The organism is Sneathiella marina (assembly GCF_023746535.1).
GTDB classification, from domain to species: domain Bacteria; phylum Pseudomonadota; class Alphaproteobacteria; order Sneathiellales; family Sneathiellaceae; genus Sneathiella; species Sneathiella marina.
Map to the genome: position 1 here is coordinate 644,533 of NZ_CP098747.1, position 15,626 is coordinate 660,158.

Annotated in this window: 14 protein-coding genes; 7 read left to right on the forward strand and 7 right to left on the reverse strand. The window is 50.1% G+C overall.

Annotation, left to right across the window (positions count from 1 at the left end; all coding sequences use genetic code 11):
- Positions 1–84: 84 nt before the first annotated feature.
- Positions 85–1,206, forward strand: a complete 1,122-nt coding sequence (locus NBZ79_RS03165; protein WP_251935449.1) for a calcium:cation antiporter — start codon at positions 85–87, stop codon at positions 1,204–1,206.
- A gap of 33 nt (positions 1,207–1,239) precedes the next feature.
- Here NBZ79_RS03165 and NBZ79_RS03170 read toward each other — a convergent pair whose 3' ends face one another.
- From NBZ79_RS03170 to NBZ79_RS03180, 3 genes are all read right to left on the reverse strand, one after another.
- Positions 1,240–2,412 carry an MFS transporter gene (locus NBZ79_RS03170; RefSeq protein ID WP_251935451.1) on the reverse strand — a complete coding sequence of 391 codons (1,173 nt, stop codon included), beginning with the start codon at positions 2,410–2,412 and terminating at the stop codon, positions 1,240–1,242.
- Positions 2,413–2,588: 176 nt separating this feature from the next.
- Positions 2,589–3,314, reverse strand: a complete 726-nt coding sequence (locus NBZ79_RS03175; protein ID WP_251935453.1) for an META domain-containing protein — start codon at positions 3,312–3,314, stop codon at positions 2,589–2,591.
- Positions 3,315–3,350: 36 nt separating this feature from the next.
- On the reverse strand, positions 3,351–4,316 hold the full coding sequence (locus NBZ79_RS03180) for a Gfo/Idh/MocA family protein (RefSeq protein WP_251935455.1): 966 nt from the start codon (positions 4,314–4,316) through the stop codon (positions 3,351–3,353).
- Between the two features lie 261 nt (positions 4,317–4,577).
- Here NBZ79_RS03180 and NBZ79_RS03185 point away from each other — a divergent pair, with 261 nt between their 5' ends.
- The 4 genes from NBZ79_RS03185 (at position 4,578) to pcp (ending at position 8,397) form a co-directional block, all read left to right on the forward strand.
- Entirely contained in the window at positions 4,578–5,999 is a 1,422-nt protein-coding gene (locus NBZ79_RS03185; protein WP_251935457.1) for an FAD-dependent oxidoreductase, read from the forward strand.
- Between the two features lie 123 nt (positions 6,000–6,122).
- Positions 6,123–6,803 carry a nitroreductase gene (locus NBZ79_RS03190; RefSeq protein ID WP_251935459.1) on the forward strand — a complete coding sequence of 227 codons (681 nt, stop codon included), beginning with the start codon at positions 6,123–6,125 and terminating at the stop codon, positions 6,801–6,803.
- A 44-nt stretch (positions 6,804–6,847) separates the two neighbouring features.
- Positions 6,848–7,567 carry a DUF2161 domain-containing phosphodiesterase gene (locus NBZ79_RS03195; protein ID WP_251935461.1) on the forward strand — a complete coding sequence of 240 codons (720 nt, stop codon included), beginning with the start codon at positions 6,848–6,850 and terminating at the stop codon, positions 7,565–7,567.
- A 161-nt stretch (positions 7,568–7,728) separates the two neighbouring features.
- Entirely contained in the window at positions 7,729–8,397 is a 669-nt protein-coding gene (pcp, locus tag NBZ79_RS03200; RefSeq protein ID WP_251935463.1) for a pyroglutamyl-peptidase I, read from the forward strand.
- Positions 8,398–8,424: 27 nt separating this feature from the next.
- On the opposite strand, the gene NBZ79_RS03205 is transcribed toward pcp, so the two are convergent.
- Positions 8,425–9,285 (reverse strand): DMT family transporter, encoded by an 861-nt coding sequence (locus tag NBZ79_RS03205; protein WP_420854575.1) that lies wholly within the window; start codon positions 9,283–9,285, stop codon positions 8,425–8,427.
- Positions 9,286–9,472: 187 nt separating this feature from the next.
- Positions 9,473–11,095: an AMP-binding protein gene (locus tag NBZ79_RS03210; protein ID WP_251935467.1), complete on the reverse strand. Its 1,623-nt coding sequence runs from the start codon at positions 11,093–11,095 to the stop codon at positions 9,473–9,475.
- A gap of 209 nt (positions 11,096–11,304) precedes the next feature.
- Here NBZ79_RS03210 and NBZ79_RS03215 point away from each other — a divergent pair, with 209 nt between their 5' ends.
- Together NBZ79_RS03215 and NBZ79_RS03220 are read left to right on the forward strand one after the other, a co-directional pair.
- Positions 11,305–12,210 (forward strand): DMT family transporter, encoded by a 906-nt coding sequence (locus NBZ79_RS03215; protein ID WP_251935468.1) that lies wholly within the window; start codon positions 11,305–11,307, stop codon positions 12,208–12,210.
- A 4-nt stretch (positions 12,211–12,214) separates the two neighbouring features.
- The gene (locus NBZ79_RS03220) at positions 12,215–12,760 is read left to right on the forward strand and encodes an amino acid synthesis family protein (protein WP_251935470.1); all 546 of its coding nucleotides are present in this window, start codon (positions 12,215–12,217) and stop codon (positions 12,758–12,760) included.
- Between the two features lie 22 nt (positions 12,761–12,782).
- Here NBZ79_RS03220 and NBZ79_RS03225 read toward each other — a convergent pair whose 3' ends face one another.
- Positions 12,783–13,856, reverse strand: a complete 1,074-nt coding sequence (locus tag NBZ79_RS03225) for an agmatine deiminase family protein (RefSeq protein ID WP_251935472.1) — start codon at positions 13,854–13,856, stop codon at positions 12,783–12,785.
- 98 nt (positions 13,857–13,954) lie between these two features.
- Positions 13,955–15,601, reverse strand: coding sequence for a tetratricopeptide repeat protein (locus NBZ79_RS03230; RefSeq protein ID WP_251935474.1), 1,647 nt, complete (start codon positions 15,599–15,601; stop codon positions 13,955–13,957).
- Positions 15,602–15,626 lie beyond the last annotated feature (25 nt).

The following is a 15,626-nucleotide window of genomic DNA, read 5'->3' on the forward strand; positions in this document are numbered from 1 at the left end:
CAACTTCATTATTCGCTTCCAATTATCCTTCGAATATTTATCTTGTATAACGGGCATCATCTGACGACGGACAGGGAAACTGGCATGTGGCTATCCATAATCAAATCTGAGATTGCCACCATTGTCTGCGCCCTTACCCTCGCTTTCTTCCTTTTGTTCGGGGCGGATCTGGCACCGGACAGGATTGGCGTACTCCCGTCCCTTGTACTGCTTGCGGGATTATTTTTGGTTATGTTATGGGCGGCCTTTAGTGTCGTGCGCCATGCGGAATGTCTCGCCTCTATTTTGGGGGAGCCTTACGGGACGCTCATTCTGACGCTCTCTGTCATTGGCATTGAGGTCGCGCTGATTGCCTCCATTATGATTGCCGGAGCGGATAAACCGACCCTTGCCCGTGATACCATGTTTTCGATAATTATGATCGTCCTGAACGGGCTGGTAGGGTTGAGCCTGCTGTTAGGGGGGCTAAAGCATCGATTGCAGGAATATAACCTGCAAGGCGCCAGTGCCTATCTGACCATGCTGATGCCCTTCGCCTTTCTCGGCCTTATCCTGCCCAGATTTACACTTTCCGCGCCCGGCGGAGAGATTTCAAATATCATGGCTGTTTTCCTTATTATCCTGTCGGTTGTCCTGTATGGGATCTTTTTGGCGGTACAAACTGTCACCCATAGTGATATTTTTCAATATCAGGCTCCGGAAAAGGAAAATGCCACGCTTTCCGATGGCCATGATGATCACCATGATTTCGTCGTGCGCAGTAAAGCCTTTCATACATTCGGGCTGTTGGCGGCGCTTTTGCCAATCGTTTTTCTGTCAAAAAAGCTGGCTGGATATGTTGATTTCGGCATGGAGGCAATGGGCGCACCGCTTGCCTTGAGCGGCTTTCTCATCGCGGCTTTGATCTTGACGCCAGAAGCGTTGAGCGCCATCCGCGCCGCCCGCAGCAATCAACTTCAACGGTCCGTAAATATCTGCCTTGGATCCGCTTTATCCTCCATGGGGTTGACCATCCCAACCGTCTTGGTTGTCGGCTGGATCCTGGGGCAGCGTGTGGAGCTGGGGCTGGAACCCACGGATATTGTGATCCTTGCCCTGACACTCATCGTCAGCCTGATCACCTTTGTCAGCAAGCGAACACATGTGCTTCAGGGAGCCGTTCACCTGGCTCTCTTTGCAACTTATCTCATCCTGATTTTCGACTGAGTGCGAAAGCTGGTGGTCCCGCCGTACCTGTGATTAAAGCGGATACCTTCGTACGGCAATTCGAAACAGATAGGTTGTCAGCGCCGTTACTGCAAACAGGGCCATTGCGAACAGAATGGGCCAGTTGGAATTGTTTGTCAGATCAAACAGCCAGCCTGCAATGGGGGGTGCAATCGCCTGTATCAGGAAGTAAATGGAGAAGAACAGGCCCATGCCGATGGCCCTGTTTTCGGGCTTCATGGCCTCGGCGGTTAACGCCATGATAACGCCGGCCGGTGCGACACCGAGAAACCCGAAGAGTAAACTGGACGGGATGGCCAGTGGTGTATAAATGAGCAGGACCAAGGCAATTACCGCCCCGGCCATGCAAATATAAATCAGGAGATCCGGTTTTCCGCTTTTATCGGATATAAAACCACACAGAGATATGGAGAACATCATAAGCCAGCTGGCAAGGCTAACGATGCTCAAGGCGGTAAGTGTATCATAGCCATCTGCCACAAGTGAAATCGGCGCGAAACTCAGATACACAACATATGCTGCGTTGAAAAATGCCCAGATCAGGGAGGATATGAAGATTAAAAAGATTTCTGTCCTGCCCAGGGAAAATTGAAAGCCGCCGGCGGCTTTCTTTATATTCGGGGCTTCATTACAAAATATCATGATCAGGAACGCACTGACAAAGCAATAAATCGAGGCAACGGTGAAGGCCAGGGGCCAGTCGTAATTCAGGGCGATCCAGCCGTGACCCACCTGACCCATGGCGATCCCCAACGGCCAGGACATCACCAGAATACTCATGGCGGTTGCCAGCTCTTTTCCGGCAAACCAGTCCGCGACCATTTTCGTGAAAAAGATAGTCGAAAAAACAAATCCGATGCCGCAGATCAAGCGGCCAATGGCCAATAGCTCGAAACTGCCTGCCAATGCCGCAAGGAAGCCACCGGCAGCGAGTATCATCAGGCCAATGCCGATAATAAATCGATCAGAGGCAAATCGCCCTGAAAAGCCTGCGGGCAGGGCTAAAAACATGCCCGGCACCATAAACAGCCCGATCAAGACCCCAATCTCGGTGTAATCAAGAGCCAGTCCCGTCACCAGATTTTCTGAAACCGAACCAAGGGTCTGGAATTGAAATCCCAGCCCAATACGGGCGATAAAAAGTAACGCAAGAGCAATCCACCGGGCGTTATTAGACTCGATCAATATAAATTCCCAACCCTGCCAAATTCTTCAATTAATTATTATATTAGATAGTAGTCGAAGCCAGGGATATTAGCGAGTAATAGTAAATACGGTAGTATTTGTTCGTGAACGTATCTCGAATATGAAGACCCTCCGATTAATTATTATGCAAGCGTCTCGGGCCGGAATTTGTAACATTAATCCGCATCGCGCCGTGTCAGTGTGGCAAGTAATTGATTTTCCTTATCAAACAGAGCAAGGATCAAATGTGTCGCAGTAATGCTCTGCGTCGCCGCGAGTGCCCGGGAAAAGTCCTGCTCTGTTTCCATCATTTCGGGCGGGCAGGCCATTTTTGTCATGGCAAGCGGGCCGATGCTGAATTTGCCCTTCTTCACAGAGACCTTCCCGCTAAACCGGTTGCAGCCGCCAAGGCCGCTCACCAGGTCATCTCCCTTGAAGGCAATCCAGGCATTCTCCGTGACGGGCACCCCCGCAAAATCCCGTAATTGCCACTCGGAACCTGCCAGCGCGCTAAGGCGCCCGCCGCCGTTGAAGGCATCCGGTCCTGTTCCTTCCGTTAGAAATTGCGCAGCGGACCAGCCAATTATCCGCTTGTATCCAATTTTGCACCAGCGGGTTTTGAGCGCCGCCTGCCGTTGAGCCGCTGTTGCAGAGGCGCTTTGATCGGCATCAAGCCCGCCAACGCAGCCGAAATCGGCCAGGCCATCTGCATCGGCAGGGATCTTGCCGACAATCCGTGAGGCTGCATTCGGGCCCGAGCGCATATTGAGGGCGCTATGAGAAGCAACATCGTTGAGGCGGTAGAAATCAGGCCCGTCCGCCGCAGACTGCGCCAGGGACGGAGTGAAACTTAGAAAGGGAACCAGTAGGACTAAAGAATAGAATTTTCCAAATAACGGCATTGTATCAACCTTTCAAGCGGGCGTTTTACGTTTAAATTATTCTTCCAGCAGGTTTTCGATCAGGCATTGCACGTCATATGCATCGGCAAAGGACGGCAAGAGCTTTGTACCCTTATGATATTGATCGCAAAGATTTACGAGTTGTGCCTGACGTGCCTGTTCCGCGACGTCATCTTCCTTGGAAAACAGGGGTGTTTTTACATCGCCTGTTTGCAGGTAACCGAAGTAGAAATCCTGCAGGCTAAATATTTTTGACGTGCCGTTGATGGTGAAAGAGATGAGATCTTCGAGATTTGTCTCCGCTTTTGATCTGATAGAGACCGGCACGTCCCCAAAAATCAATTCAGCATCCAGCTGGGTCTCGCATAATTTTCCATTTTCCGGGTAGTGGACCGATTTTGATTTTAGGGAACCGGGGCCAAAAAAACGCTCACACAGATACAGAAAATGTGTCGTCACTTCGCGGGTGAAACCACCATCTTCACGATATTTGAGCCAGTCCGCATTTTGCTGCCAGCCCCGGGGCCAAATGCTGAACTGAAGCGAAATCTCAGCAGATTTTGGCGTACCAAATGCCCCGGACGCAAGTTCCTGTTGTAAAATATCAACGGCATCGGCGGAGGCGAGCGATAGATTTACGGCATTGAAGAGATTGCTTTTATGCGTCATCTCAACCAGTTTTTTGCCTTCCTCCAGTGACACACTGAGGGGTTTTTCACAGAATATGGCCTTTCCGACGGCAACACAGGCTTGTGCATAGGCAACATGATATTTGGGCGGGACACCAATATAGACAAGATCAACGTCAGAAGATGAAATCAAGGTATTGGCGTCGGCCGCAATATTGAGCCAGGGAAATGCCGATTGCGCCCGAAGGCACTCCTCCGGCGAGATATCCCAGGCGGCGACTACTTCCAGGCCGGGCTCCTTCGGCATATATGCAAGCATCCTGTGGCCCATAATGCCAAGCCCGAGAATTCCAACTCTGATTTTCTTTTCCACGATAAATGATCTTTCTTGTTTGTTGAGTACGCGCCCGGCAATCAAGTTAAATATTGCGATTATGTATTTAAGGTGTTTCTTGGGACGGGTGAAAGTTATTTATGGGTTTTGGGCAAGTCAACTATTCTCAAGAGAGGTAAATCAACCGGATTTGGAAAGTCGCCTACTTGGACAAGGAAGCCGAATAAAGCGCAAAATTACCTTTCTTCCCCTATCATCAACAGCTACGGTTCATCACCTGTTATTATCTTTAGAGGTGATGTGCAAAATACCGCTTTTCAACCTTATTGGTTCGCGCAAGCTCTGCAACGCGAAGCCTCGGTTACGCCGGTTACCCTGACGCGGGACACGAACGCCGATGTTTGTATCGTCGGCGGCGGCTACACCGGTCTATGGACGGCTCTTCATCTGAAAAAACAAAAACCTTCCCTCGATATTGTTGTAATTGACAAAGGGCTATGCGGTAGCGGGGCGTCAGGACGGAATGGCGGCTGTATGGTGACCTGGTCCGGAAAATATTTCACATTGCTGGATACCTACGGAGCCCCGGAAGCCGCCCGCCTGGTTAGAGCATCGGAACAGGCGCTGTTTCATATACGGGACTTTTGCCATGAGCATCAGATTGAAGCGGAGGTTCGGGTGGATGGCCTGTTGAATACTGCGACCAACGGCGCGCAGCTTGGGGCACTTGATAATGTAATAAGCGCTTTGGAAGGAGAGCGTCTCAATAATTGGCAACATTGGTCAGTGGAGAAGATACAGGAAGCCGCGGGATCTACCCAACATATTGAAGGGGTTTTCTCGCCGATAGGAGGCAGCCTTCATCCGGGCATGCTTGTTCGGGGCTTGCGCCGGGTAGCAATTGAGAGGGGTGTGCGCATTTACGAGAATACGCCTTTGCTGGCGCTTGAGAACAGCCGTCCAGCTTCTGTTAAAACACCTAACGCCGTCGTCACAGCAAGGAAAACAGTGTTAGCTCTTAACGCCTGGATGCCGACCCTGTTCCCGGCGTTTGGCCGCAATATCATGCTGGTTTCATCAGATATGGCAATCACCAAGCCGGCTCCGGATTTGCTGGCAGAAATTGGATTGCTCGATGGCAAGGCAGTGATTGATAGCCGGGCATTTGTTCATTATTACCGCCGCACGGCACAGGGCCGTCTGATGATGGGGAAGGGCGGTAATATGATTTCCCTGAATAATGCCGTCACCCCCAAATTTGACCGGCCAAGCCGGTATGCGACCCAACTGAGAGGCGCGATAGATCGCTTTTTTCCAACTCTTGCCAGCACGGATATCGAGGCAACCTGGACCGGTCCTTCTGATCGCTCAACAACCGGACTGCCGTTTTTTGGATCCCTGGAGGGCAACCCTGATATCGTTTATGGCCTTGGATATTCCGGCAATGGTGTTGGGCAATCATATGTGGGTGCGCAGTTTCTGACGGCAATGGTGCTGGGTCAGGACAATGAATGGACGAGATCCACCATGGCCAAAGGACCCTTGGGAGCCTTTCCGCCAGAGCCAATACGGTGGCTGGGCGCAATGTTGGTCAAGAACGCAATACAGCGAAAAGAAAGACGGGAAGATAGGGGCCGACCAGCCTGGTGGCTTGATCGACAACTGGCCAAAATTGCGGCAACGACCGCCGGCCGACTAAAAAGATCAAAAGACGCGACGTGACGTTGACTTTATTTTTACCTGTTAAAAAAAACCTGACTATTGATATATGGCCCGTCTTCGTTAGACTGCAGCGCTATAAATTTTCCGCGCGTTTCAAACGCTTAAATAATAAGAGAAGATATCATGAACTTTGATGCAATTGTGCATGGACGACGCTCCATCCGTGGCTATAAACCTGATCCCATCCCAAAAGACATTCTCAAAGAGATAATCGAGATTGCGACAAGAGCGCCCTCATCCATGAACACGCAACCGTGGCACCTGCATGTGATCAGCGGTGAGCCTCTCAATAAAATTCGCGCAGGAAATACGGAACGTAATCTGGCCGGTGTTCCGCCATCGCGGGAATTCAGGGTTGAAAACAAGTATGAAGGGGTTCACCGGGATCGTCAGGTCAAGGTTGCCGTCCAGCTTTTTGAAGCAATGGGTATCGAGCGAAATGATGCCGAGCGGCGAAAAGACTGGGTGTTGCGTGGATTTAGGCAGTTTGATGCACCGGTTTCCGTTATTATCGCTTATGATAAAGAGCTGCAGGGAGATATTCGTCATTTTGACCTGGGAGCGGTGACATATGGCCTGGCCCTTGCTGCCTGGAGCCGGGGGATCGGTTCCGTCATAAACAGTCAGGGTATCATGCAGTCGCCTGTTGTGCGTGAGCATGCCGGCATACCTGAAAATCATGTCATACAAACTTCTGTTGCCATGGGGTATCCGGACTATGATTTTCCGGCAAATGCGGTTGTGTCGACACGCCGCCCAGTTGAGGAAGTTGCGACTTTTATCGGCTTTAATGATGGATCATAATCAGCCAATAGAAATGGGCTGACAGAAGCGCGGGGTGCGGGAACATGACGAAAGAAACTGACTTATATCACCCCGTGAAGTCCCTGTTGGAAGCCAAGGGATATGAGGTAAAAGCAGAGGTGAAGGGCTGTGATGTCGTCGGCGTAAAAGAGGGATCTCCCGTCGTTATCATAGAACTGAAGCTTTTATTTTCCCTGGAACTGGTTCTGCAAGGGATTAATCGTCAGAATATGACCGATGACGTCTATATGGCAGTTCTCGCCCCTGATACCGCCCTCAAGAGAAAAAACTGGAGAGCTCGACAGCGCGGCTATGTGAAACTTTGCCGTCAGCTGGGCCTTGGCTTGATGACCGTTGCCCCAGAGCCGTTACCGCAAGGGGTTGTCAGTGTTTTACTGGACCCCAAGCCTTACGCACCCCGAAAAAGTAACGCCCGGAAAACCCGACTGGTGGCAGAATTTCAAAGGCGTAAGGGCGATCCCAATACCGGCGGTACAAACCGGACGAAGATAATGACCGCTTACCGGCAAGATGCGCTGCGCTGCGCGCAGGCCCTTGTGACGGAAAAAGCGATGAAAGTGGCGGATATCAGAAAGGCGGCCGCGGTTCAAAATGCCGCCTCAATCCTGCAAAAAAACCACTATGGTTGGTTCGAGCGGACGGCTCGCGGCATCTATTGTCTAACATCTGCGGGGCATGAAAGTCTGGCGGCAAATAAAGAGGTTCTTCTGATATCGAGAGATCAGAGGCAAGACAAGAAATAGATACGATATTGCCGGACAGAGGATATTACAGAGGAGCAGTCTGCCGGCTTTATGATTTTTCATTGATAAAATAACCGTATCCACATCTCGCGATTTGTTTGACCCTCACTATTTAAGTAGTATCGGATTTCGATGACGCTGAGATTGGAAAGATATTTGTTATGAAAAAAATACTGGTCACGGGCTTTGAAGCTTTCGGCAATACACCTGTTAATCCGGCTGAGTTGGTGGCGCGGGAATTGGACGGATCGGGTGTTGGCGACATATTGATTGTCTCCAGAGTTATCCCAAATACTTTTTTCAAATGCATAGATGTTGTTCAGCAAGCAATCAAGGAAGAGCAGCCTGAAGCTGTTGTTATGCTGGGAGAATTTGGCGGAAGGTCAATGCTCACCGTTGAGCGGATTGCCCAGAACATGAATGATGGCGCTCGCTATGGATTGCGGGATAATGCGGGTCAGGAATTGCAGGGCGACCTTACGGTTCCCGATGGGCCGGTGGCGTATTATGCAACTTTGCCCATTCGCGCAATGGTCCTGGCCATGCGGGAGGCGGGAATACCTGCCGATATTTCTGATGCGGCTGGTACCTTTTGTTGCAATCATTTAATGTATGGCATTCTACATCATATCGCTGAGAAAAATCTGCAGGTTCGGGCGGGGTGGATACATATTCCACATTTACCGGAAGTCGCTGCGCTTGATGATAATCTTGGGGCACCAAGTATGTCTTTAGCCACAAGTGTTGACGGCGTCCGTGCTGGAATTCGGGCGATCTGCACAAATACTGAAGACTGTGACACGCCGTTTGCTTCCCGATTTCAGATTTAAACGCACCGCGCCCAAAGGGCTCTCTGTCTAGGATCGCTGTTTGCGTTCGCGCAAAATCGTATAAATCCCGCTTAGAACCACGATGGCACTGCCAAGAAGCGTGATCCCGTCCGGCCGCTCGCCAAATATGAGAACACCGAGAACCATGGCAAATACCAGCCTTGTATATCGAAAGGGCGCCACAACGGATAACTCGCCCGTCCGCATCGCTGCGGTCAGCGCATAATAGGCAATTATCCCCGTAAATATAACACCCGCGAGCTGCAACCATTGCGCCGGCGCTGGCGTAACCATTGGACCGGTCCAGACGAGCAGAATGAGTCCGGCAATGATCAACATAAAGAACCCATAGATCCCTAGCTGCATATTGGAAAGAGAATGCGATGCTGCCCGTGTCGCCAAATCTCGTCCGGCGAAGCCAAGGGTTCCAAGTACCGCAAACAGGGAGGCAGGCTCGAAACCACTTAATCCGGGCCGAAGGATAAGAAGGACACCAATAAATCCTGCTATAATGCTACACCATCGATGCCATCCAACTGTTTCCCGAAAGAATAAAATAGCACCAACGGCCACGACAAGGGGCGTTGCCTGTAAAATTGCCGAGGCGCTGGAGAGAGGTGTGAGGGCAATCGCGAGCGCAAAGAACAATCTGCCGGTGACTTCGCATACAGATCTGATCAGAATAGCCCGGGACAAAATTTCGGGATGGAATATGACCTCCCCACGCAATTTGGTCAAAAGCATAAAGATAAGCATCCCGCCAAGCCCGAATATAATAAGAGCCTGCCCGACGGGAATAGATTGCGAGGCCGCCTTAAAAAACATGTCTTCCAGCGCGAAGGCAGCCATCGCGGAAACCATTAGGATGGCACCACGCAGATTATTCATTGTTAGTGTAATTCTCAATTGAAAGGCGGCAGCCAACTGCCATGAAACCGGTATGCCACCATACAGCATTCGCCGCCAGTTTCCAGAGGCGATGCTGTTGAAGGCAGATTACTGTTTCGCACCCCTAACCAGACCATTTACAAGGAAAACAGATGTCCGTTTCAAAGGTTGAAACATCTATTTCGATTTATCTCAACTCCCGGCGCAAGATTTTACCAACCGGGCTTTTAGGGACCTCATCAATAAATTCGATTTGTTTGGGAACCTTATAGGCTGTCAGGTTTTTACGGGCATAGGCAACAATGGTATCCGTTGTCAGGTCTTCATCCTTTTTAACAACGAAGAGCTTGAGAGCTTCGCCCGTAGTGTCGTCGGGAATACCTATGCAGGCGCATTCTGCAACTTCATCCATCATCGCGATAACCGCTTCGATTTCATTGGGATATACATTGAAGCCGGATACGATCACCATATCCTTCATGCGATCGACAATCTTGACATACCCATCTTCGGAAATGACAGCAACATCGCCAGATCTGAAATAGCCATCTGACCAGAATGCCGATTTGTTTGCCTCATCCTGGCGCCAGTACCCTGACATTACCTGAGGCCCCTTGATGCAAAGCTCACCTGCTTCTCCGGACGCCAGTTCTCGACCATCTTCATCGCGGATGGATACGTCAGTCGAAGAAAGGGGAATTCCAATCGTCCCTGAAAAGGATTGTGCAGGCAGAGGATTGACCGATACCACCGGCGATGTTTCGCTCATACCGAACCCTTCAGTGATATGCATGCCCGTGATTTCTTTCCAGCGATTGGAGACAGCTTCCTGACATGCGGTGCCGCCGCCAAGGCAATATTTAAGCGCAGAGAAATCCAGTTCCTTGAAGGCCGGCATCATGGAAAGCCCATTATACAAGGTGTTCACACCGGTAAAGACAGTAAATTTCCATTTGCCCATTTCGGATATAAATCCATCAATATCACGCGGATTGGTAATCAAAACGTTCGTGGCGCCGACACTGACATATGTCAGGCAGTTAACAGCCAACGCGAAGATATGATAAAGGGGAATTGCCGTGATAACGATCTCGTTCTCTTCTGATATAAAATCGCCAAGAAACGCTTTGATCTGTAGAATATTGGCAACGAGATTGCTGTGGCTGAGTGCCGCACCCTTTGATAACCCGGTGGTCCCACCGGTATATTGCAAAAACAGCAAATCACTGCCCGTTAATCCGGGGTCTTTAAAGTCCAGCTCGGCGCCCTTGGCGATCGCATCGGACAGTGTTGTCGTGACCGAGAGACTGTTCTCCGCCGCTGGACTGGGAATGCCACCTCCGTGAAAATCATCCAAGGTCAGGGTGATAATGTTTTTAATCGGTGTTCCTTCGAGGGCTTCCGCCAATACGGGTGTCGATCCGGTGAATAGAACAATTGTTTCCGTGTCTGCATCCTGTAATTGATGGCGCAACTCACGACCGGTATAAAGTGGATTGACATTTACCTGGACCGCTCCGGCACCGACAATCCCGAACATGGCGACGGGAAAAGCCATGCAATTTGGCGTCATCAGCGCGATACGATCCCCTTTTTGAATACCCAGCTCATTTTGGAGGTAGGCAGAAAAATTGCGCGCCAATGTTTGAATTTCCGCGTAAGTGCGGTTTTGTCCGAAGCTGGAAAAAGCGTCACGGTCAGCAAATTTCTCACAGGCATTGTTAAACATATCCATCAGGGTCATATCTGGCTGCAGGTCAATCTCTGCCGGTATGTTATCGCCGTAATGTTGTTGCCAAACTCGATCCATTTAATAAAGCTCCCTGGTTAAAATTTGAACCGATATATGCCTTAAATCATATTCCATGTCGATTTTTTTTCTTCAAGATTTGGAAGGATGCAAATGATCTATTGTGGGTCGCCAGATTGTCAGCCCGTCGTTTTATGTAGCAAATTAATCTAATTTATGAGCAAGATTTCCATATAATTACTGCCAACGAAGATTGTAGCGATGGTGCCATGACCTCATTATCCCCTCGTAGCATTGGGTTGTTGCTTGTTTTTTCTGCGGGCGTTTTGTGGTCGACTGTCGGCCTCGGCATTCGGCTTATTGATGATGCCATGGTATGGCAAATACTATTATATAGATCGGCCAGCCTGACGGTGTTTTTAGGTATTGTCATTGCACTGCAAACGCGGGCCAATCCGGTTGCCCTGATATTTAAAGCGGGCTTGCCGACTGTTATCGCGGCAGTGTCACTCGTTGGTGCCTATACCGGAGGGATTTACGCCATCCAGGTCACATCTGTGGCCAATGCTATGTTGCTTTTTGGGGCAGCACCCTTTATGGCGGCGCTCCTCGGATTATTGATTTTAAAAGAACGGGTGGGAAGGGTAACCTGGCTGTCCATCGGTGTCGCAATGATTGGGGTTACGGTGATGGTGGCCGACAAGACCACAGGCGGTGCTTTGTCAGGTAGTATTGCCGCTTTGGCCTCTGCTTTCGGGTTTGCGGTTTTCACCGTTGCGTTGAGATGGGGCAAGTCAGGAAATATGCTGCCGTCTGTATTTTTATCCGGGATAATTGGCGTCGTTGTTATGTCCGTAATCTGTGTCAGCTTGGACCTGCCGTTACAGCTGTCAATCAATGATGCAGGAATTTCAATGGCAATGGGCATGTTTCAGATCGGCGCCGGACTGGTTCTCTATACCTTCGGTTCCCGAACGGTTTCGGCGGCGGAATTGACATTGCTGTCCATGTCGGAAGGCATTCTTGCACCCGTATGGGTGTGGATAATCCTGGGGGAAACAGCAACAAAATTTACGGTTATTGGTGGTGCAATACTATTTGGAGCGATTGCCGTAAATGCGCTGTTCGGTGGGCATCGACGGCATTCTCGCATTTTGGAGGGAAAGGCAGATTAGGACCATGGATATTCGTAAGACCATGTTAGTAAAAGAAGTTATCGAAACGGACAGTTTTTTCAAAAGCTGTGAGCCGATCACCAGGGTGGTCATAATGGCTGTGGTCAAAAACCCTTTTGCCGGACGATTTGCCGAGGATCTATCGTTGCTTTTCGATATTGGTGGTGAACTTGGTGAAAAGCTGGCGAGCGAAGCTGTTACGGCGTTATCAAGGCCTGCTGTGAGCTATGGTAAAGCTGCCATCGTCGGTGTTGAAGGTGACCTCGAACAGGGAGGTGCTCTGATCCATCCAAAACTTGGCAAGCCTATGAGAGCGGCTGTTGGAGGTGGTAAAGCCTTAATTCCGTCCAACGTTAAAATTGCATCTGTAGGCGGCTCTATTGATATTCCATTGGGACATAAGGATGAGGCATGGTCCTTCGATCATTTTGACACAATGACGGTAATGGTTGCGGACGCACCGCGTCCGGATGAAATATTATTTTGTGTTGCCGTATCTGATGGCCCGCGGCCGCACCCCCGCGTCGGCAGCGGCCCAATTACAAGTTAGGCGTCCAGCATTTGGTTATTTCCTAACTGATCGGCATCTGTTGTGTGGCGCAATGGATACCACCTCCAACCTCTCCAAGTGCGTCGACATTAAGTGTCCTGATTTCGCGGCCTGGATAGCTTTTTTTCAGGGCTTCCACGGCAAGATAATCTGTCTCTTCGTCGCCAAAATGCGCGGCGATGACCGCATCGTTGCAAACATAATAGTTGGCGTAAGAAGCAACGAAATCGATATTGTTGACCCGCCTTGTCCAGGGCTCAGGTATAACCTCTACGTCAAGTCCGTTGGCGACCAATCTGTCATGGGTCTCCAATGCCGCTGTGTGAAAAGGGTCTTCATTGTCAGGCCGATCCGGCAAATTAATCAAAACGCGGCCAGGGCCTGTAAATCGGGCAAGGCTGTCAATATGATAGTCGGTGATGTCTTCTCCCCGAACACCGGGAGCCCAGATCATCTTTTCTGCACCATAGGCGGCCAGTAAACGCCGTTCAATTTCCTTCAGCGATAAACCGGGGTTACGGTTTTTATTGAACCAGGAACTTTCATGCGCCATCAATAGTCCATTGCCATCGCTTTCCACGCCACCGGATTCACCAACGAGCCCGCTATCTATCACAGGAATGCCGAGTTTCGCGGCAACCATTGGCGCGACATTTCCATCTTTTTCGTGAATTTGTTTTCCGCCCCAGCCATTAAATTTTATATGGCTAACAACAAGCTGTCCGTCAGGTAAGTGAGCAAAAAGCGGCCCTGAATCCCGGCACCACAAATCCTCTGTCGGAATATCCCAGAGCTCTACGCCAGCAGATAAGAACTTTCGAGCATGGGCTTGCTGACTTTTAGCCGCCAAAAGAACAACCGGCTCAAACTCCGCAATGGTGTTGGCGATATCGGCAATCGTTTGTTGAAGTAAATCAAGGAATAGGATGTCCGGATGTACCTGGCGGTTGACAGGCCATTGCATAAATGTCCGTTCGTGCCGATCCTCTTCAGGAGGTACATTGAGTTTTGAAACAATCATGGAACCTGCGGCCCTTGCAATCAGATTGGCTCCCAGAAAGGCGGCGCTTGACGCAAGCAAATCTCTTCTGTTCAACGAATTTCCCTAACTTGATAGGTCCACCAATGATAAAATGAAACATATTTACCGTGAAGAAAGCTGTTTAATCAACTCACTTCACGGCGGTGTCTTTCTCAGGCGGCTTCTTTTGATCGATTTCGACAGTAACAAGAGGCATGGATTGGCACTGTTGCACGGGCGACCGCCTGGTCGAGCATCAGTTTGATATGCTTGGATTCCGTTTCTTCACCCCGACGGTCTAGGCATTCGTGCAATCCATGCAAACTCCAGACATTCCGTGGGTGCTGGCAAGCTCTTGCCAATGTACCATCGAGCCCTAAATCGGCCCTGTAGATTGCTTCCGCTTCTTCAAATTGCCCAACTTCCATGAGAAGGGCACCTAATGCATGTCGTGTCGGTTGCATCCATCCCCAGGGCTCGTCGTATAACAACGCGTCATCGAGTTCAACAGAGCGGCGCAAATGATCAAGGCCTTCTTCGATGCGGCCTGACTTAAATGCCAGCTCACCATCCATCATTGCCTCACCAATGTTCAATACATCTTCGCAAGTGTTATTGAACACCATGCGTCCTTCCTGTACCGCTTTGCTGGCGGCAATGGCCAGTTTTCGTTCTTCTTCCGCCGCCTCTATTTTGCCAAGATTGGCGAATGCGATCGTTCGTGCCTGGTGCATTGCGGTTGTTGTGTAGCTATACAGTTCCCGATCTTCAGGAAATGGTTCATCCAATATCTCCTGCCACTGCCCAAAGCGGACCATGACGTGTATTTTTTTACCGTAAAATGATTCGAATAATTCCGGCATAAAACGCACGACAGGCTCGGGAAGCATCCGCATCAACTCCTCAGAGGCCGCGAGTGCCTTTTCCGGCTGTCCCAAAAACATCGCGCCATAGGCTTCAAAATGCACATTATGAATGCGGTAAAGCGTGTAGAAATTCTCTCCGCCAGCAATGGCTTCATATTTTTGATCGACCTGCGCCGCCCGGTGGTTTCTCCAGATCACATTCTGATATTCCCCGCATAAAACATCGATATGCGTGGCCATATGAACCAGATGTCCGCTATCCGGAACGAGATCAACCAGCCGATCTCCATGCCGCAATGCTTTTTCCGGCACGGGCGACATTTCCATTAAGTGAATATACATGTGCAAAAGACCCGGATGATCCCAAGCTCCCGGTAATTCGTCAAAGGCGCGTTCGAGAACGGTTTGGGCTTCCACCGTAGAGGCCCCTTCATTCGGTTCACCCGTTTCGAGGTTCCACAGGAGCCAGGGCGTGCGGTTCATCAGTGATTCAGCAAAAAGGGAAGATATATCCAAATCATCCCCGTGGCTGGCATAGACTGTTCGCATAGAATCTGAAAATGCATCGTTCCATGGAGAGTAATCTTCAATTTCGGGATCGTCCGGGAAACGGTCCGCCAGCGCGTCGATTAGGGCAACTTCAATGGGTGAAAGGCTCTCACGTAAGGCTTGGGCTTTTTCGATTGCCACATGGGCGCGTTCCAGAGTGGCAACACGTTCGTCTGCCTCAAAGAATTCCCAAGGCTTGTTGTAATTTGGACCAATAGCGTAGGCGACACCCCAGTGGGCCATTCCGCAACCTGGATCAGCGGAGATAGCTTTTTCAAAACATTCCGCCGCGGCTTCATGATTATATCCGAATAGCCAAACCAGCCCTTGATCGAATTCTGTTTTGGCTGTTGAAGACGATGTTGTGATCTCGCGAGAATACGAGCCAAGATCAAAATTGGTCATTGAATTTCCCCTCCCGATTTACAGC